General features: G+C 67.2%; 12 protein-coding genes. 8 read left to right on the top strand and 4 right to left on the bottom strand.

All coding sequences use genetic code 11. The features are described from left to right. The 3 genes from ACGFIO_RS43095 to ACGFIO_RS43085 all read right to left on the bottom strand — a co-directional run. Positions 1-945: hypothetical protein (locus ACGFIO_RS43095; RefSeq protein WP_392836798.1), on the bottom strand; the 945-nt coding region annotated here is incomplete at its 3' end. A gap of 150 nt (positions 946-1,095) precedes the next feature. Beyond that, positions 1,096-1,776, bottom strand: coding sequence for a hypothetical protein (locus ACGFIO_RS43090; protein WP_392836796.1), 681 nt, complete (start codon positions 1,774-1,776; stop codon positions 1,096-1,098). Positions 1,777-1,788: 12 nt separating this feature from the next. After that, positions 1,789-2,733, bottom strand: coding sequence for a hypothetical protein (locus ACGFIO_RS43085; RefSeq protein WP_392836794.1), 945 nt, complete (start codon positions 2,731-2,733; stop codon positions 1,789-1,791). On the opposite strand from ACGFIO_RS43085, the gene ACGFIO_RS43080 reads away from it, so the two are divergent. The 7 genes from ACGFIO_RS43080 to ACGFIO_RS43050 all read left to right on the top strand — a co-directional run bounded on the left by ACGFIO_RS43080 (position 2,710) and on the right by ACGFIO_RS43050 (position 12,773). Next, positions 2,710-4,920 carry a hypothetical protein gene (locus tag ACGFIO_RS43080; protein WP_392836792.1) on the top strand — a complete coding sequence of 737 codons (2,211 nt, stop codon included), beginning with the start codon at positions 2,710-2,712 and terminating at the stop codon, positions 4,918-4,920. The genes ACGFIO_RS43085 and ACGFIO_RS43080 overlap by 24 nt on opposite strands. A 17-nt stretch (positions 4,921-4,937) precedes the next feature. Next, positions 4,938-5,567, top strand: coding sequence for a WXG100 family type VII secretion target (locus tag ACGFIO_RS43075; RefSeq protein WP_392836790.1), 630 nt, complete (start codon positions 4,938-4,940; stop codon positions 5,565-5,567). Between the two features lie 76 nt (positions 5,568-5,643). Beyond that, a complete protein-coding gene (locus tag ACGFIO_RS43070) occupies positions 5,644-6,399 on the top strand; it encodes a hypothetical protein (RefSeq protein WP_392836788.1) in 756 nt (251 codons plus the stop codon). 13 nt (positions 6,400-6,412) lie between these two features. Continuing rightward, positions 6,413-10,462, top strand: a complete 4,050-nt coding sequence (gene eccCb / locus ACGFIO_RS43065; RefSeq protein WP_392836786.1) for a type VII secretion protein EccCb — start codon at positions 6,413-6,415, stop codon at positions 10,460-10,462. 119 nt (positions 10,463-10,581) lie between these two features. Next, positions 10,582-10,950 (top strand): WXG100 family type VII secretion target, encoded by a 369-nt coding sequence (locus tag ACGFIO_RS43060; RefSeq protein ID WP_392836783.1) that lies wholly within the window; start codon positions 10,582-10,584, stop codon positions 10,948-10,950. A gap of 26 nt (positions 10,951-10,976) precedes the next feature. Further along, the gene (locus tag ACGFIO_RS43055) at positions 10,977-11,357 is read left to right on the top strand and encodes a WXG100 family type VII secretion target (RefSeq protein ID WP_392836781.1); all 381 of its coding nucleotides are present in this window, start codon (positions 10,977-10,979) and stop codon (positions 11,355-11,357) included. A 27-nt stretch (positions 11,358-11,384) separates the two neighbouring features. Next, complete coding sequence (locus ACGFIO_RS43050) at positions 11,385-12,773, top strand: EsaB/YukD family protein (protein ID WP_392836778.1); 1,389 nt, start codon at positions 11,385-11,387, stop codon at positions 12,771-12,773. A gap of 50 nt (positions 12,774-12,823) precedes the next feature. Here ACGFIO_RS43050 and ACGFIO_RS43045 read toward each other — a convergent pair whose 3' ends face one another. Continuing rightward, entirely contained in the window at positions 12,824-13,189 is a 366-nt protein-coding gene (locus ACGFIO_RS43045) for a YbaB/EbfC family nucleoid-associated protein (RefSeq protein WP_392836775.1), read from the bottom strand. A gap of 182 nt (positions 13,190-13,371) precedes the next feature. Here ACGFIO_RS43045 and ACGFIO_RS43040 point away from each other — a divergent pair. After that, positions 13,372-18,960 (top strand): hypothetical protein (locus ACGFIO_RS43040; RefSeq protein ID WP_392836773.1); only part of this gene is annotated, 5,589 nt, incomplete at its 3' end.

Here is an 18,960-nt window from a genome sequence, read left to right as displayed (position 1 = left end):
AAGCAGCTTGGTGATGGTCGTTATTCGTTGACGGATAAGCAGGGGACGACCGAGTACGCGAAGAATGGTCACCTTGTTAGTCAGACGGCGCCGGATGGGACTCATACGACGTTCCAGTATCGCAATGATGATTACGTTGCGACGACTGGTGATCAGCATGTTTTGTACGGGTCCGACGGCGTTGAGATCAAGCAGTGGACCGGTGGTGATGAGTCGCAGGCTGCGCTGTATAAGCAGCTTGGTGATGGTCGTTATTCGTTGACGGATAAGCAGGGGACGACCGAGTACGCGAAGAATGGTCACCTTGTTAGTCAGACGGCGCCGGACGGGACTCATACGACGTTCCAGTATCGGGGCGAGGACTATGTCGCGACAACCGGTGATCAGCATGTGTTGTATAACTCGGATGGCGTTGAGGTTAAGCAGTGGACCGGTGGTGATGAGTCGCAGGCTGCGCTGTATAAGCAGCTTGGTGATGGTCATTATTCGTTGACGGATAAGCAGGGGACGACCGAGTACGCGAAGAATGGTCATCTCGTTAGTCAGACGGCGCCGGATGGAAGTCATACGACGTTTCAGTATCGCAATGATGATTATGTTGCGACGACTGGTGATCAGCATGTGTTGTATAACTCGGATGGCGTTGAGGTTAAGCAGTGGACGGGGAATGATGAGTCGCAGGCTGCGCTGTATAAGCAGCTTGGTGATGGTCATTATTCGTTGACGGATAAGCAGGGGACCACTGAGTACACCAAGGATGGTCACCTTGTTAGTCAGACGGCGCCTGATGGAAGTCATACGACGTTTCAGTATCGCAATGATGATTATGTTGCGACGACTGGTGATCAGCATGTGTTGTATAACTCGGATGGCGTTGAGGTTAAGCAGTGGACGGGGAATGATGAGTCGCAGGCTGCGCTGTATAAGCAGCTTGGTGATGGTCATTATTCGCTGACGGATAAGCAGGGGACCACTGAGTACACCAAGGATGGTCATCTCGTTAGTCAGACGGCGCCGGACGGGACTCATACGACGTTCCAGTATCGGGGCGAGGATTATGTCGCGACGACTGGTGATCAGCATGTGTTGTATAACTCAGCCGGTGTCGAGGTTAAGCAATGGACGGGCAATGATGAGTCGCAGGCTGCGCTGTATAAGCAGCTTGGTGATGGTCGTTATTCGTTGACGGATAAGCAGGGGACCACTGAGTACGCCAAGGATGGTCACCTTGTTAGTCAGACGGCGCCTGATGGAAGTCATACGACGTTTCAGTATCGCAATGATGATTATGTTGCGACGACTGGTGATCAGCATGTGTTGTATAACTCGGATGGCGTTGAGGTTAAGCAGTGGACGGGGAATGATGAGTCGCAGGCTGCGCTGTATAAGCAGCTTGGTGATGGTCATTATTCGCTGACGGATAAGCAGGGGACCACTGAGTACACCAAGGATGGTCACCTTGTTAGTCAGACGGCGCCGGACGGTACGGTTACGACGTTTCAGTATCGCAATGATGATTATGTTGCGACGACTGGTGATCAGCATGTGTTGTATAACTCGGATGGCGTCGAGGTTAAGCAGTGGACGGGCAATGATGAGTCGCAGGCTGCGCTGTATAAGCAGCTTGGTGATGGTCATTATTCGCTGACGGATAAGCAGGGGACCACTGAGTACACCAAAGACGGTCACCTTGTTAGTCAGACGGCGCCTGATGGAAGTCATACGACGTTCCAGTATCGGGGCGAGGACTATGTCGCGACGACTGGTGATCAGCATGTGTTGTATAACTCAGCCGGTGTCGAGGTTAAGCAATGGACGGGCAATGATGAGTCGCAGGCTGCGCAGTACAAGCAGCTTGGTGATGGTCACTACTCGCTGACGGATAAGCAGGGGACGACCGAGTACACCAAAGATGGTCATCTCGTTAGTCAGACGGCGCCGGATGGAAGTCATACGACGTTTCAGTATCGCAATGATGATTATGTTGCGACGACTGGTGATCAGCATGTGTTGTATAACTCGGATGGCGTTGAGGTTAAGCAGTGGACGGGCAATGATGAGTCGCAGGCTGCGCTGTATAAGCAGCTTGGTGATGGTCATTATTCGCTGACGGATAAGCAGGGGACCACTGAGTACACCAAGGATGGTCACCTTGTTAGTCAGACGGCGCCGGATGGAAGTCATACGACGTTCCAGTATCGGGGCGAGGATTATGTCGCGACGACTGGTGATCAGCATGTGCTGTATAACTCGTCTGGCCATGAGGTTAAGCAGTGGACGGGGAATGATGAGGGGCAGGCTGCGCAGTATAAGCAGCTTGGCGACGATCACTACTCGCTGACGGACAAGCAGGGGACCACCGAATACACGCACGACGGGCATCTGGTCAGTCAGACCGGGGTCAACGGCGCGGTTACGACGTTTCAGTATCGGGGTGACGACTATGTCGCGACCACCGGTGATCAGCACGTTCTGTATAACTCGGCCGGTAATGAGGTCAAGCAGTGGAACGGGGCGGATGAAGGAAACGCCCAGTTCTATCGGGACAACCACGATGGGACTTACACGCTTGACGATCCTCGGGGGAAGACGTCGGCGACGTACCAGCTGGATGACAACGATCCGGTCTGGCAGCGCAACTCCGACGGGTCGGTAACGACCTTCGAGGATACCGACGAAGGGCTTGTCGGGACCACGGGCAACGATCATGTGCTGTACGACGCCGGCGGTCATGAGATCAAGCAGTGGCGGACCGCTGACGACCCGAAAATGTTCTACACCTCGGACCACGTCGACTCGTCCCCGGCGTACTACCGCGACCGGATTCAAGGTACGACGACCGAGGACGGGTACTACCGCGACCGGATCGAAGCGACCGACGAGAACGGGTTCTACCGCGACCGGATCGAAGCGACCGACGAGAACGGGTTCTACCGCGACCGGGTCGAAGGTACGACGACCGAGGACGGGTTCTACCGGGACCGGATCGAGGCCAAGGACTTCTACACGTCCTCGGGACCGGAGGACAAGCAGTTCTACAAGTCCGTCGGGCCGGACGACAAGGAGTTCTACACCTCGACGGGGCCGGGGGAGAAGCAGGCCTACACGTCGACGGGGCCGGGCGAGACCGAGACGCGGATGGTTCGCCCGACGTCACAGGTGAACGAGGACGGGTCGGTCACCAACTTCGAGTATCGGGACAACGGCGAGTACGTCGGCACGACCGGTGACGACCATGTGCTCTACGACGCCAACGACGTCGAGATCAAGCAGTGGAAGGGCGACGACGAATCCAAGGCGCTCTTTTACCACAAGAACCCGGGTACGTACACGCTGTCGAACCCGGTCGACGGCACTTCGACGACGTACGAGGACGGCAGCAACCGTTACGTCTCGCAGATCAACAAGGACAAGTCCGAGACCACGTTCTCGTACCGGGACAACGGTGACTATGTCGCGACCACCGGCGACGATCACGTTCTCTACGACTCGGGCGACAAAGAGATCAAGCAGTGGAAGGGCGACGACGAATCGGCGGCGTTGTACTACCGGAAGAATCCGGATGGTACGTACACGCTGTCGAATCCGACCGACGGCACTTCGACGACGTACGAGGACGGCAGCAACCGTTACGTCTCGCAGATCAACAAGGACAAGTCCGAGACCACGTTCTCGTACCGGGGCAACGGTGACTATGTCGCGACCACCGGCAACCAGCATGTTCTCTACAACTCGGAGGACAAGGAGCTCAAGCAGTGGACCGGCGACGACGAGTCGAAGGCGGCGCTCTATGCCGACAACGGTGACGGCACCTACACGCTGACCAACACGGACGGCACCAGCACCACGTACGAGTCGGGCAGCAACCACTTCGTCAGCCAGGTCAACAAGGACAAGACGACCACCACGTTCTCGTACCGGCCGAACGGCGACTATGTCGGCACCACCGGCAATCAGCATGTGCTGTACAACTCGGCCGGCGACGAGATCAAGCAGTGGACCGGTGACGACGAGTCACAGGCGTCGTTCTATCACGACAACGGCGATGGCTCATACTCGCTGACCGACCCGGACGGCACCATCACGACCTACGACTCGGTCAGCAACCACTACATCAAGCAGGTGAAGAAGGACGGGACGGTCACGACCTTCCAGTACCGGGCCGATGGCAGCTATGTCGGGACGAGCGGCGACCTGCACGTCCTTTACAACGCGGACGGTACCGAGATCAAGGAGTGGAAGGGCGACGACGAGTCGTCGGCGTCCTTCTACCACAAGAACGACGACGGCACCTACACGCTGACCGAGCCGAACGGCACCGTCACCACGTACAACGCGCAGGGCCAGGCGATCCGGATCCACAAGCCCGGCGAGGAGGACCAGGTCATCACCTACAACCCGGACGGGACGTACGTGGTGACCCAGGGCGCCCACCACTGGAAGTACGACAAGAGCGGCATGCTGCTGGAGGAGTGGGAGGGGATGGACGAGTCGAAGGCGTACAAGTACAAGTACAACGACGACGGCACCCTGACCATCACCGGCCCGGACGGCACCAACACGTACGGTGCCAACGGCATGCCGATCAGCGGTGACTTCCTGGTCGACCTGAAGGCGCTGTCCGACGCCATGGTGTCCATCAAGACGCAGCGCAACCAGGTGGAGAGCGACCTGGTCGAGGTGAAGAACACGTTCACCGGGATGGTGGACGACTGGGACAGCCCGGCCGGCCGGTCGTTCCAGGAGCTCACCGGCGACTTCATGAACGCCAGCCTCGACCTGGTGTCCACCCTGGACGAGGGGCTCCGGCGGATGCACGTCGCGTACAACAACTATGTCGCCTCCGAATCTCAGAACGCCGCCACGATCGCGGCCATCGACGCCGCGGGGCAGAAGCTCAAGAACGGTGTGACCACCTAGAAGGAAGGAGCGGAGCGTTGGCTCGCGAAGGTGAAGAGACGCCACAGCTTCCATGGCAGAAAGTCGATAATCCGGACGTACCAGACAATCCGGATAATGACTACTACCAGGGTGAAGCGGCGTCTCACAAGATCAATGTCAAGCCGCAGTCACTGACCACCAAGGCCAAGACGATCGCCGCCAAGCAGGAGAGCCTGACCGCGACGATCAAGACCATCTCCGACACCTGGAACGCCCTCGACCTGGGCTGGGTGGGGCAGACCCAGAAGGAGGCCGACGACTTCAACAACCGGTTCCAGGCCGCCTACAAGGCGATGTTCGGCAACGACAAGACGCCGGACAAGCTGGCCGACATCAGCTCGGGAGAGTGTGCCCTCGGCAAGATCAAGGCCCTCGCCGACGCCGCGTCCCAGACGTACGCGAACGCCGAAGAAGGTCTGACCGGCAGCCTCTACCGGTTCGGTGAGCAGCTGGCCGGCACCTACAACTCGACCGAGTGGGGCGATCCGGCGAAGCCCGAGGACCACAAGCACCCCGAGTTCAAGGAAGACATCCCCACCCTGGAGACCGAGAAGCCGGACCCCGAGACGGTCGATCCGAAGCGCAACTTCACCAACGCCCCGATCAAGGAGGTGACGCCGACGTAGGAAAGGTTTGTCCCGGCCCCATGAACCGGGGTCCGTTCCGGCCCGTTATACGGACGCCAAAAGGTGACCCATCGATGTGGGACGGGTTGTGACGAGCGTCGAGACGCAGTACCGGGACCGGGGTATCGGTGCGCCCCCGGAACAGCGCAAGGAGTTCAGGCGCGCCTTCAGTCTGTACGGCTGGGCTCGGCCGGGCATCGAACGCCCGGTCGCCCGGCCGCACGTGACACTGATCATCGCCACTGTCTCCACGGTGGCGGCGCTGCTGACCGGGGTCATCATGCAGCTGATCAAGCCGGTGAAGATCCCCAAACCGGCCGCGCCGCCGCCGGTCAAGGCGGCCGCACCGACCTGGGCGGCGATCACCGGGTGGGACTGCGCGGCGGCCGGCGATCGGGGCTTCGAGGCCGACAACCGGCAGGCCAGCTGGATCACCGTCGCGCGCGGCGGATGGTCCGGCGACGGCTGCCACGGCGACTACGAGGCGATCCCGTTCACCACCGACAAGCACACCCGCGGCCCGGTCGTGGAGTGGTGGTTCACCCCGGCCGGCGCGATGAAGAAGTGCCTCCTGTCGGTCTACGTGCCGGCTCCGGACGACGAGTTCAAGCCGGTGCCGGCCGCGCACTACTCCGTGCTGGGCGCCCGCGGCGGTACGGAGTTCGCGCGGTTCACCGTCGACCAGACGAAGAACGCCGGCTCCTGGGTCGCCGCCGGATCGTTCCCGGTGAACCGGAGCGGCATCGCGGTGCGGCTGAACACCGGCGGCAAGCCGCCGACGACGAAGTCCATGTTGGCCGTGACCCAGGTCAAAGCAGCGTGTACGGGATGACGGGGAGCGAATCATGACCCGACTGGCGTTTCACCGGCCGCCTCGGTTTCTGCCGCCGCGGCTGCCGAGCGAGCCCATCACCCTGCCCATGCCGCCGGAGACCGACGGCTCCCGCGGCGCCACCAGTGCCTGGCTGACCACGATTTTGCCGGTGCTGAGCGCGGCCGGCATGGCCGGTTACATGATCTCGTTCGGCCGGCCGATCCTGATCGCGTTCGGCATCATCTTCGTCGTCGTGTCGATCGGTATCACCATCGCCATGCGGTCGCAGATGAAGAGCGACAACCGCCGCAAGGTACGCCGGCAGCGCGCCCGGTACCGCACGCACCTGAACGAGGCGCGGGCCCACGCCCGTAACAACGCCGCCGTCCAGCGGACCGTCAACGCGGTGACCTTCCCGGACCCGTTGCGACTGTGGTCGATCACCACCTCGCTCGACCGGGTCTGGGAGCGCCGGCCCGAGGACCCCGACTTCCTGCACGTCCGGATCGGGCTGGGGCGGGCCGCCCTGACCACACCGGTGCAGATGAGCCAGCGGCTCGACCCCCTGGGTGAGTACGACTGGGAGTCCGTCACCTCGGCCAAGAAGCTGGTCAACCGGCTGGGCCGGATCGACAACCAGCCGTCGGTGATCAACCTCGGCAAGGCCGGCGTGATCAGCCTGCTCGGACCGCCGGACCGGACGGCCGCCCTGGCCCGCTCGATGCTCAGCCAGATCGCGGTGCTGCAGGCGCCCGACGACGTCCTGATCGCGGTCGAGGAGTCCGGCGGCGCGGGGTGGGACTGGGCCAAGTGGCTGCCCCACGCCCTGGAACCCGACGCCGCCCACGAGGCCGGCGTGCTGCCCCTGGTCCGGGTCGACCCGGCCGACCTCGCCGGCTTCCTGGAGCGGGAACTGCGCCGGCGGGAGGAACAGCTCGCGGTTCAACGTACGCAGCTGAGCTTCGACCGCGACAAGGCACCGCGCCTGCAGCGGCTGGTGGTCCTGTTCACCGGCTTCCAGCCGGTGTCCGAATGGGGTCGCTCGGACCTGCTCCGCAAGTTGCTGCAGACGGCCGGGCCGGCGTCCGGGGTGACCGCGATGTTCCTGGCCCAGCGCGAACAGGACGAGCCGAGCCGGGTCGACCTGCGCATTCGGATCAAGGCCGACGGGTTCGCCGGCCTCGACGGCGACCGTTCCCTGGTCACCACCGCCGTGGACGACCTCGTGCCGGACGCTCTGGACCCGCGGGTGGCCGAGCTGATCGCGCGCCGGCTGTCGCCGCTGCGGCTGATCGACGAGCGTGAACACATCCTGACCCGGGACGTGGCCCTGACCGACATGCTGTTCGTCGGCGACCCGATGACCATCGACCCGTCGACCCTCTGGGTCCGTTCGGACAGCCCACGGCTGCTGCGGGTGCCGATCGGCACCGACGCCGAGGGCGGCACGGTGCTGCTCGACCTGAAGGAGTCGGCGCAGGGTGGGGCCGGGCCGCACGGCCTGATCGCGGGGGCCACCGGTTCGGGCAAGAGCGAGTTGCTGCGTACGCTGGTCACCGGCCTGGCCGTCACCCACTCGCCGGAAACGCTGGGTTTCGTGCTGGTGGACTTCAAGGGTGGTGCGGCGTTCGCCCCGCTCGCCGGTCTGCCGCACGTGTCCGGTCTGATCACCAACCTGGCCGACGACTCCGCGCTGATCACCCGGGTGCACATGGCCCTGCTCGGCGAGCAGCAGCGCCGGCAGCAGATGCTGCGGGAGGCCGGTGACGCCGACTCGATCCGCGACTATCACACCCGCCGGGCCAAGGGCTGGAAGAAGCCCGACGGTACGGAACTCGAGCCGATGCCGTACCTGCTGATCATCGTCGACGAGTTCAGCGAGCTGCTGTCCGGCCGGCCGGAACTGGTCGACCTGTTCGTGCAGATCGGCCGGGTGGGCCGGAGCCTCGGCATGCACCTGCTGATGGCCACCCAGCGGCTGGAGGAGGGCCGGCTGCGCGGCCTCGACTCGCACCTGTCGTACCGGATCTGCCTGCGCACCTTCTCGGCGGCGGAGAGCCGTACGGTCATCGGCACGACCGACGCGTACCAGCTGCCGACCATCCCCGGATCGGCCTACCTGAAGGTCGGCGAGTCGGTCTATCTGCGGCTGCGCGTGGCGCACGTGTCGTCGCAGTACCAGACCCTGCAGCAGCGGGCCGAGGCCGGCGGGGTGGTCAAGGCCGTCGTCCCGTACGAGGTGGCGGCGCTGCCCGAAGTGGTGGCCGAACCGGTCGAGGAGGAGGAGGCGGAGTCGGCGCCGACCGGCCCCACCGAGCTGGAGGTGCTGGTCGACCGGATGAAGCCGCTGCCGGCCGTCGCGCACCAGGTGTGGCTGCCGCCGCTGCCGCCGGCGATCCCGCTCGACACCCTGCTCGGCTCGGCGGCCGTCCGGCCCGGCCGGGGCATGTGCGTGCCCGAGTGGCCCGGTGGCGACCTGCGGGTCGCGATCGGTGTGCTGGACCGCCCGCTGCAACAGGACCAGCAGCTCCTGATGATCGACTTCGCCGGGATCCAGAGCAACTTCGCCCTGGTCGGTGCCCCGCAGACCGGCCGGAGCACGCTGTTGCGCACGCTCATGCTGTCGGCGATGCTCACCCACACCCCGGAGGAGGCGCAGTTCTACTGCATCGACTTCGGTGGTGGCACGCTGCACCCGTTCGCGTCCGCGCCGCATGTCGGATCGGTGGCCGGTCGTAACGAGGAGGAACTGGTCCGGCGGATGTTCGCCGAGACGCTCTCCCTGGTCAGCGAGCGCGAGCAGCTGTTCCGTACGCTCGGCATCGACTCGGTGGCCGAGTTCCGCAACCGGCGCAACGCCGGCACGCTGCCCAACGGCCTCCGCGCCGCCGACGTCTTCCTGCTCATCGACGACTGGGGCGGCGTGCGCTCCACGTTCGAGGAGGCCGACGGGGTCATCGCCGAGATCGCCTCCCGCGGACTCGGCGTCGGCGTCCACCTGGTGCTCACTGCCGGCCGCTGGCTGGAGATCCGGGCCAAGCTGCGCGACGCCATCGGCACCCGGGTCGAGCTGCGGCTCAACGACCACAACGACTCGGAGATCGACCGCCGGCTGGCCGTGCAGATCCCGAGCGGCGTGCCCGGCCGCGGTCTGACCCGGCCCGGCTACTTCTTCCACCTCGCCCTGCCGCGCTTGGACGGCGCCGAGACCGCCGACGGGCTGCGCGAGGCGCAGGTGTCCGTCCTGGAGGACCTGGCCCGGAACTGGCGCGGGCCCACGGCGCCGGCGATCCGGCTGCTGCCGAGCGAGATCTCGCTGGACAACGTGCTGGCGTTGCCGGCGCGGAAGAACGAGAACTCCATCCCGATCGGCATCGGCCAGCGCGACCTCGGCGTGGTCGGCCTCGACCTGTCCAGCGGGGACGAGAGGCACCTGATGGTGTTCGGGGACAGCGGTTCCGGCAAGACCAATTTCCTGCGTACGTGGATCAACTCGACCGTGCGTCGCAAGTCGGGGTGGGAGGTGCGGTTCGTCGTCGTCGACTACCGCCGTACCCTGCTCGGCGTCGTCCCCGACGAACATCTCGGCGCGTACGCGGCCGACCCGGACGCCTTGAAGGCCTACGTCGAGCAGGTCAGCGACAAACTCCGGGAACGCATGCCCCCACCCGACGTCACGCCGCAGCAGCTGGCCGCGCGCAACTGGTGGGAGGGGCCGGACATCTACCTCGTCGTCGACGACTACGACCTGGTCGGCACCGGCCTGCAGAGCCCGATGCGGGCGTTCGCCGAGTTCCTGCCGCATGCCCGCGACATCGGGTTCCACGTGGTCGTCACCCGCCGGGTGGCCGGGTCCACCCGCACCATGGCCGGCGACACGCTGGGCAACCGGATGCAGGAGATGGGGTGTGCCGGTCTGGTCCTCAGCGGTGACCGCCGCGAGGGCGTCCTGATCGCTGATCAGCGGGCCGCGGTGCGCCCGCCGGGCCGCGGTGTGCTGGTGTCGCGCAGCGGTGCGCCGGAACTGATCCAGGTCGCCGTGACCGAGAACGAGATGGCCAGCAGTGGGTTGCCGTCATGACGTCCGTGACCGAGCCGGTCCGGTGTCCAGTGATTGGGGCACTGTCGCTGTCCCCGGTCACCGAACGAAGCTGACAACAATGTGGCGCAGAGGCCGCCCCGGAATGAGGAGGGATGTAGATGGCCGCATTTAGCGTAACTCCCGAGTATGTGAGCGCGGCGTCGGTCCAGTGTGGAACGACGGCCAGCGATGTGCTCGTCCAGCTCGACCAGCTCAGGAAGTACGTGACCGAGCTGGTGGGCGTGACCGACGCGGCCAACGGGCCGGCCGACGCGTTCGCCTGGATGGGTGTCACCGCCGAGCAGTTCGCCGGGCTGATGGACAACGTGCACACCTACTCGATCGCGATGCACGACGCGCTCGTCCAGATCGGCGACGGTCTGCAGGGCAACTATGTCAACTACGTCAACAGTGAGGGCGACAACCTCAACGGCATGAAGAACATCGACAACGGTCTGCTCACCAACGTCCCGCAAGCCAACCTCTGACCCCGGTCCGACCGAAGGAGCCGACAATGGCAACCAACATTGATGCCAGCAGGCTTGGCGTCCCGCCCGGACTCGCCGACGCTGGAACGCACGTCCGCAACATCTCCGCCGCCCTGGGCAGCGAACTGCAGGCCCTGCGGGGCAAGCTCGCCCCGCTGGAGGTCGAGTGGGTCGGCGAGGCGCAGGTCAACTATCAGATCCTCAAGGGGCAGTGGGACCGTTCGGCCCACTCGCTCTGGGGCGACGCCGGTGCTCCGATGCCGGCCGACAACAACCCGCCCACCGGCCAGGACCTTCCCGGGCCGGACATGGGCCTTCTGCCGTTCATCGCGCACGCGCTGGACCGACTGTACGAGAACTACATGAACGCCGAACACGCCAGCAACCAGACCTGGCTGATGAAGTAGCTGACGGAAACCCGAAGGACGACAGTCATGCTCGACAGACGCAGCCGGATCACCGTGGTCGGGGGCAGGCGACGGATCGACGTCGCGCTGCCCAGCGAGAGCCCGATCGGTGAATACGTCGGTGACCTGGCTGGTCTGTGCGGCCAGTTCGGCGGCGGCCCGATGACGCCGGCCTGGTCGCTGGCACCGGCCGGGCACGAGCCCTGGCCGATCGAGACGACGCTGGCCGAGGCCGGCGTCTCCGACGGCCAGGTGCTCTACCTGCGGGACAGCGCCCGCGACCCGGGCACCTCACCGGTGGTCGAGGACATCGAGGAACTGGTCGCCACCGACGCCAAGAGCCACCGCGGAACCCTCGAGGACCGCGGCGTCATGACCGTCTGGCTCGGGGTCGGCTGGCTGACCATCACCTCGGCCCTGGTGGCGTTCCGGCCGCAGCGCGGTGACCTGCTCGCGGCGGTCGGGTTCATCCTGGTCAGCCTGGTGATGCTCGGCGTCGCGTGGGGACTGGGCCAGAAGCGGGGCCGGCTGCCGGCCGCCGCCGTGCTCGGCATCGCGGTCAGCGCGATCCCGCAGATCGCCGCCGCGGGTGGACTGCTCGGCCAGTCGGTGGACCCGAGCCTCTTCTGGTGCGGCGTTCTGCTCGGCGCCAACCTGGGCGCGTTGATGGCGCTGGCGGCCGCGCCCGAGCCGGCGCTGATCGCGATCGAGATCCCACTGGCGGCGGGCGGCGTGGCCGCCGTGGTGCTGGCCGTACTCCAGGCCGACAGCACCCAGGCGGCCGCCGCCGCGACAGTGATCGGGCTCGCGTTGATCGCTCTGGCCCGGCCGATCGGCGGCCTGATCTCCTCGTACAGCACCAGAATGCCGAAGGCGGCGGCCGGGGTGGCCCCGACGACCAAACGGCTCATGCTCCGGGCCCGGCACCTGCTCACCCTGCAGCTGGTGTTCCCGGCGGTGGCACTGGCCGTGTCCTTGCCGGCGCTGGCCCTCTCCGGGCGGGGCTGGGCCATCGGCCTGGCCGTCGCGGCCGGGCTGGGCCTGGTCATCCGGTCCCGTCAGGTCGGCTTCACCGGCGAGGTGGTGCTGGTCGGTGCGGCCGGCGCGATCGGGTTGTTCAGCGTCGTCGGCACGGCCGTGTACCGGTTCCTGGGCATGGACGCGGCCATCTGGCTGCTGGTGCTGGCCGGTGCCGCGCTGATCGGCATCGGCGTCGCGATCGTCTCGACGTACCGCCCGCCCGATCCGTCCGACCTGGACGAACAGACGCCCTTCGGACCCATCGACACCCGCGACCGTGGCAAGTTCGTCGACACCATCGGCATGTTCTGCCTGCTCATCTCCGCGACCCTGGCGATGGGCGTCTTCGGGGTGTTCCGCGAGCTGTTCATCATGGGCCGGGCCATCATCGGATGACCGTCGTCCGGGCACCGCGCGCCAGGTGCGAGCGATGCCCGGACCTTTGGTCAGCGTCGGTCGGCCGGCGAGTCGTCGCCGGCCAGGCGCTGAAAGCTGTCGGCGAACGGCGCCAGCGACTGAGTGGCCGCGCCCTTCGTCTTGGTCAGCGCGTCCCGCAGCGCCTCGGCCACCAGCTCCTCCAGCCGGCGCAGGTTGTCGAGGTTGACCACCCGCGGTTGGATGCTGACGCCGTGCACCTCGCCGCCGGGCGTCATGGTGATCTGTACTCCGCCGTCCTCGGTCACCCCGGTGACCGGCTGGGCGGCCGCGTGCTGGCCGGCCGCCTGCATCTGCGCCGTGATCTCCTGCGCCTGGCGCAGGAACCCCTCCAGATCGTCCGCTGGGTTCATCTCGATCTCCTGTCGGTCCGTCACCGGCCTGTACATGGTCGCGGTCATAAACGTGCGGCCGCCGGTGCCGGTTCACGGGGCGTCGTTCGATCGGATGTGGACAACGCCGTAACCCTTTCGGGGAGCTGGGATGACCGCGTCCGCCGATGGGACCGTGGGCCGATGAGGTCGATTCGTGGTCGGTGCTCGGGGAGGGAAGCGCGCTAGTGGGCGAGTCACTGCCGGATACCACGGCCCTCAACAACTACGCGGCCGAGTGGGAAACCATGGCCAACGACCTCTACAACCTCGCGTCCGGGGTGAAGTCGGCGGCCGAGACGCCGAGCTGGAGCGGCAAGGCCCACCGGTACTACGTCGAGTCCGGCCACCTCGTCTACCAGCAGGTGTTCGACACCGCTGCGCAGACCTGGAAGGTCGCGGAGATGATCCGCGAGTACGCCAAAGAGATCGACAAGATCAAGAAGCAGCAGCTCAAAGAAGCGCTCATCTTCATCATCGGCATGGCGCTGGGCGTGGCCGCGTTCTTCCCCGGGCTCAGCACGCTCATCAACATGATCGGCAAGCTGGTCGCGACGCTGCTCAACGCCCTCGGCAAGATCCTGCCCGACATCGCCAAGGCCGTCCTGCCCTTCGTGTCGACGATCACCACCGGCGCCATCGTCGGCGCCGGCTTCGCGGTCATCCCCGAGGGCATCGCCACCGCCATCACCGGCGTCCCGTTCAAGGTGGACCCGATGACGTGGGGGCTGACCATCGGCCTGGGCGCCGGCGGCGCGCTGCTGCTGGGCGGCAAGAACCCGTTCGGCAAACTCGACAGCCACCGGCCCAACATCACCACGGACGACGGCAAGATCACCGGGACCGGTTCCGGCTCCGGGTCCCACGCGCCCACACCGGGCAAGCCGAACCTGACCCCCCCGACCGGCAACCCGAAGTCCACCCCGAACGGTCAGCCCCTGCCGGCCGGGCCCACCCGGGTCCCCAAGGGGCTGCGCACGGTCACCAACGAGCTGAAGCAGGAGTGGCAGCACACCAAGGACGCGTTCGGGTTCGGGCCCCGGACGCCGACCGGCCAGGGTCCGACGACCAACCAGGGCGCGACCCGCGGCAACCCGAACGGCCAGGGCGCGCCGCCGTCGGGTCGCGTGTCGGGCAACAACTCCAGCCCGAAGGGCAAGGACGGCATCGGCCCGACCGGTCTGAAGCTCCCGCCGGGCGAGGGCCGCACCACCGGCCCGACCGAACGGCCGGCCGCCAACCTGGACGGGCCCAACCCCAACCCCGGCCCCGGCCGGTCGGAAGGTGGCCGGTCGCCGGCCCCGCGCGATTCCACCGAGATGGGCCAGGGCAACGCCGACCCGCTGCGCCAGTCGCCGTCGGAGCCGAGGACGCCGGTCGAGAACCACAACAGTCGAGGCCTGACCGAGCCGCCGCCGCAGAGGCACGCGCCCGTCGCGGACGCCGGCGGTGGCCGCAGCGGTCCCGGTGAAGGTTCCCGGTCCGTGGGTGGTGGCGAGTCGGCCAACGGCCACCTGAACGGCAACCCGAACCCGCGCCAGGCCCTGCCCCGCGAGAACGGCGACCTGAACGGCCAGCTGCACGGCGATCCGCACGGCAACCCGCCGCCACGACAGGTTCAGGGCGGGGACGCACAGCGCTCGACCCCGGACGCCGACCTGAACGCCAACCCGCGCAACGCTCCGAGCCATCAACCGGACGGCAGCCGTCCGTTCGAGCGGTCGCCCGCATCCGAGCAGGCCGGCACGAACAACGGACACGTCTCGCCGCCGCGGGGACAATCCCCGGCCCCCGAGCACCAGGGTCAGGGCGGTCAGCGCGGGGCCGAGGGTGGTGCGCCGCCGTCGCCGCGGTCGCAGTCGCCTGGGGCGGAGCAGCATCAGGGTCAGGGCGGTCAGCGTGCCGCCGAGGGTGGTGCGCCGCAGCCGCCGCGGTCGCAGTCGCCTGGGGCGGAGCAGCATCAGGGTCAGGGCGGTCAGCGTGCGGCCGAGGGTGGTGCGCCGCAGCCGCCGCGGTCGCAGTCGCCTGGGGCGGAGCAACATCAGGGTCAGGGCGGTCAGCGTGCCGCCGAGGGTGGTGCGCCGCCGTCGCCGCGGTCGCAGTCGCCTGGGGCGGAGCAGCATCAGGGGAATCCTGGTTCGCAGCGTGCCGCCGAGGGTGGAGGTGCGCCGCCGTCGCCGCGGTCGGCCGGGCCCGAGCAGCACGGGAACCAGGGCAGTCAGCGGCCGGCCGACCAGCCCGGTGGCGCCGCGCCGCCGAAGTCGGCGGTGAACCCGCAGGGCAAGGCGGATCCCGCGCAGTCGCGGACGCCCGGTGGGCCGGAGCACCCGGACGACGCGAGCTGGAAATGGAGCCGCGACAACCCCGACGTCCACGAGACCTACGACGGCTCCGGCCGCCGGTGGCTCAACAACATCGGCACGGGCGAGAAGTTCGAACTTCCCCCGCTGCGTAACGGTTCGGAGCTGCTCGGCGGCGGCCACGGCCCACGGACGCCCGAGAACCCCGGCGGGCAACACCCCGAGGGCAACGCAAAGCCGTCGCTCAAGGTCAATACCGACGTCAATGGTTCCCGCCCGGTCGACAACTCCCGGGCCGACGCCGACGTGTCACCGATCTCGCCCGGGTCGCGCGACCCTCAGGCGAAGGGCCGGACCGAGAGCCCGGTCTCGCCGATCTCGCCCAAGGCCGGGCCGGCCCACGAACCCCAGCCGAACAACCCGTCCCCATCGCGGTCGGACAGCCCGGAGGGCAGCGCCGCCCCTTCACCGACCCGCGCGGGCAACGACTCGCCCCGGCCCACCCCCGCGGCCGAGAACCACGTCACGCTGCCGGCCGGGCCGCACGACGGTGTACCGCAGCCCACGACCCGCTCCGGTGCCGACGCCGGCGCCGCCAAGCCGGCCGCCGAGGGCGGGCCGAAGGGGGCCAAGGAGCCGGTACACACCCAGCCCGGCGGCGACCCGGTCAAGACCGGCCAGTACGAGAAGCGGGTTGAGCTGGCCAAGACCGACCTGCGGGCCCAGGCCGAGGCCGAGGCGAAGATGAACGCCCGGAACACCGACGCGGAGCGGACCTTCGCCAAGGAGTATGAGAAGTGGTCCGGCGACGGTAAGCGCAGCCTGCCCGCCGACCGGAAGAGCTGGCTGGAGAAGGAATTCGTCCGGCACGTCGAGCAGATGCGGCAGCAGAAACTCGACGCGGAGATGAACGCCAAGCTGCCCGCCGGGCGTACCCCCAAGGTCAAGGATCTGGGACGGGACCAGAGTTACGACGTCTGGCAGTCCGGCCGCTGGCTCAAGGACGCCTTCGAATACCACGCCAGGCTCGACGGGGCGATCGCCCGGGTCGGCCGCGACTTCGACAGCGCGTACCAGGCGTACCAGAAGAACCACCCGGACAGCGCGCTGAAGGACGGCCACGTCGCGCAGATGAAGGACCAGTTCATCTCCGAGATCAAGAACGGCTACAACACGACCTTCCGCGACGGGGTCGGTACCAGAAGCACCTCCAAGTTCAACAAGTGGTACGACGAGCTCAAGTCTGGACTGGACCACCGGTTCGCCATCGAGAACGAGCTCGAAAAGTTCATGATGAAGAAGCCGGCCCCAGCCACGGAACCGGCAGTCCCCAAGGACTTCTCCGACGCCATGCGTCAGTGGAAGTCCGAGCAGAAGCTCGACAGCGGCACCATGCGCAGCTGGGAGAAGCGGGTCGCCGAGGACCTGCGTAACCAGCTGCGGGCCGAACTGACCCAGCGGCGCCCGGCCGGCGAGTTCGAGTGGGGCCGCCCGAGCAACTGGAAGGCCGACACCGCCGGCCGGCTCAAGGAGCGGTTCGAACAGCACGAGAAACTGGCGCAGGAGCGCCAGAACGAGTTCTACGAGATGCAGAACTTCGAGGTGCGGGAAGACGCCAGCGGATTCGACCGCCACGTCGCCGAACTGGCCCAGAAGCTGCCCGACACCGTCGGCAAGCTTGGCCAGGAGGTGATCGCCCGGCAACGGCTCGACTACCTCGGGGACTCCCGCCAGGCCTACCTCGACGCGCGGCGCGGCGGCGCCGACCACAACGACGCCATCACGACCTGGGAGGCGAACCGGGCCACCCTCGAGGCGAAAGCCGGCGACCGGCTGGTTCTCACCAACAAGGTGGACCAGACGATGACCCGGGCGCTGGCCGATCACGGGCGCCCGCTCTCGGACGAGGCGGCCAGCTGGGCGCGGCAGGCGCACACCCGTGACCTGGAGCGCGCTTACGTCGAGACGTTCGACGGCCATGCCGGTGAACTGGCCCGCGGGAAGCCCGGGCCGGGCGCCGACGCCGGAGCCCAGAAGCGCTGGGATGAGTGGCAGGAGCGGGCCGACGCGGCCGACCGTACGCTGGACAACCGGCTCGCCTACGAGCCGGAACTCCGCCGCGTGCTCGACCAGGCCGGCCGTGACTTCGTCGACGTGATGGGCCCGTCGGCGAAACCGAAATACCCCATGTCCGACCGTGTACGCGAGGTACTCGCCAACCGCTTCCGTGACAACGTCGCGGCCTCGCACCACGAGTTCTTCGGCACTCCGGGCGACAACATCCATGCCCGTCTGGCCAGCGAGAAGGGTGGCGACGACGTATTCGGCGCCGCCTCCAAGGGGGGCCCGCGACCGGGCGACGATCCCGGTGCGGGAGGGGGCCCGCGACAGGGCGACGATCCCGGTGCGGGAGGCGGATCCCCGGCTGCCCACGACGCCACCCCGCCGGCCGCGCGTTCCGAACCCACCGGTCAACGACTGGGCGGCAACCGTCCGGCGGCCGAGGGCGACGCGAGCCGACCGGGCTCGGCCCGGACGGAAACGGAACGGCCCGGGGTCGAGTCGGCGGAGCAACGGGCGGCGAAGGCGAACGAGGAGGCCGTTCAAGCTCAGGCGCGGGCCGAGGCGGCCCGAGCCGAGGCCAACCGGGCTGAGGCGGATCGCGCGGCGGCGGAGCAGGCTCGGCCGAAGGATGAGCCGGGTACGGCCCGGTCCGAGACTCCGGACGGCGAGCCCGTGCCGGGCGGGTCGAAGCCGCGGGTGTCGCCCGATGCCGAGGTCCGGCAGAGGGGCGACGCGGCGGAGGTCCGTGCGGCTGAGGACCTTGCCGCCAAGGGACGAGTGGCTCAGGAGCGCGCCGCTGAGGCTCAGGCGGCTGAGACCCGCGCGGTGGCGGCACGGGCGGAGGCGGATGCTCGGAAGGTTGAGGCGGACGCTGCCCGAGCTGAGGCGGATGCGCGGGGGGCGGGGGCGGCGAGGGAGCCGGCTGCGCCGCGGGAGTCGGCTAATGCTGAGGTGCGGTCGCGGGCTGACGCGTTGACCGCTCGGCGGGAGCAGATCAAGACTGAGGCTGAGGCGCAGGCCAAGGCTGAGGCCGACGCGAAGGCTGAGGCGCAGGTCAAGGCGGAGGCGCAGGCTAAGGCGGACGCGGAGGCCAAGGCTAAGGCGGACGCGGATGCTGCTCGGGTGGAGCCTGAGGGGGCGGGGGCGGCGAGGGAGCCGGCTGCGCCGCGGGAGTCGGCTAATGCTGAGGTGCGGTCGCGGGCTGACGCGTTGACCGCTCGGCGGGAGCAGATCAAGACTGAGGCTGAGGCGCAGGCCAAGGCTGAGGCCGACGCGAAGGCTGAGGCGCAGGTCAAGGCGGAGGCGCAGGCTAAGGCAGACGCGGAGGCCAAGGCTAAGGCGGACGCGGATGCTGCTCGGGTGGAGCCTGAGGGGGCGGGGGCGGCGAGGGAGCCGGCTGCGCCGCGGGAGTCG

Source organism: Actinoplanes sp. NPDC049265, assembly GCF_043197135.1.
In the GTDB taxonomy this organism is placed as follows: Bacteria; Actinomycetota; Actinomycetes; order Mycobacteriales; family Micromonosporaceae; genus Actinoplanes.
This window is presented reverse-complemented; position numbering and strand designations above follow the sequence as displayed.

Excerpts from the sequence above, each read along its gene's own strand:
- ACGFIO_RS43090 (WP_392836796.1), bottom strand. The coding sequence starts at position 1,776 with ATGCTGATCACCAGTCGTCGCGACATAGTCCTCGCCCCGATACTGGAA.
- ACGFIO_RS43085 (WP_392836794.1), bottom strand. The coding sequence starts at position 2,733 with ATGACCGCCGGCGTCGTACAGCACATGATCGTTGCCCGTGGTCCCGAC.
- eccCb (WP_392836786.1), top strand. The coding sequence starts at position 6,413 with ATGACCCGACTGGCGTTTCACCGGCCGCCTCGGTTTCTGCCGCCGCGG.
- ACGFIO_RS43060 (WP_392836783.1), top strand. The coding sequence starts at position 10,582 with ATGGCCGCATTTAGCGTAACTCCCGAGTATGTGAGCGCGGCGTCGGTC.
- ACGFIO_RS43055 (WP_392836781.1), top strand. The coding sequence starts at position 10,977 with ATGGCAACCAACATTGATGCCAGCAGGCTTGGCGTCCCGCCCGGACTC.
- ACGFIO_RS43050 (WP_392836778.1), top strand. The coding sequence starts at position 11,385 with ATGCTCGACAGACGCAGCCGGATCACCGTGGTCGGGGGCAGGCGACGG.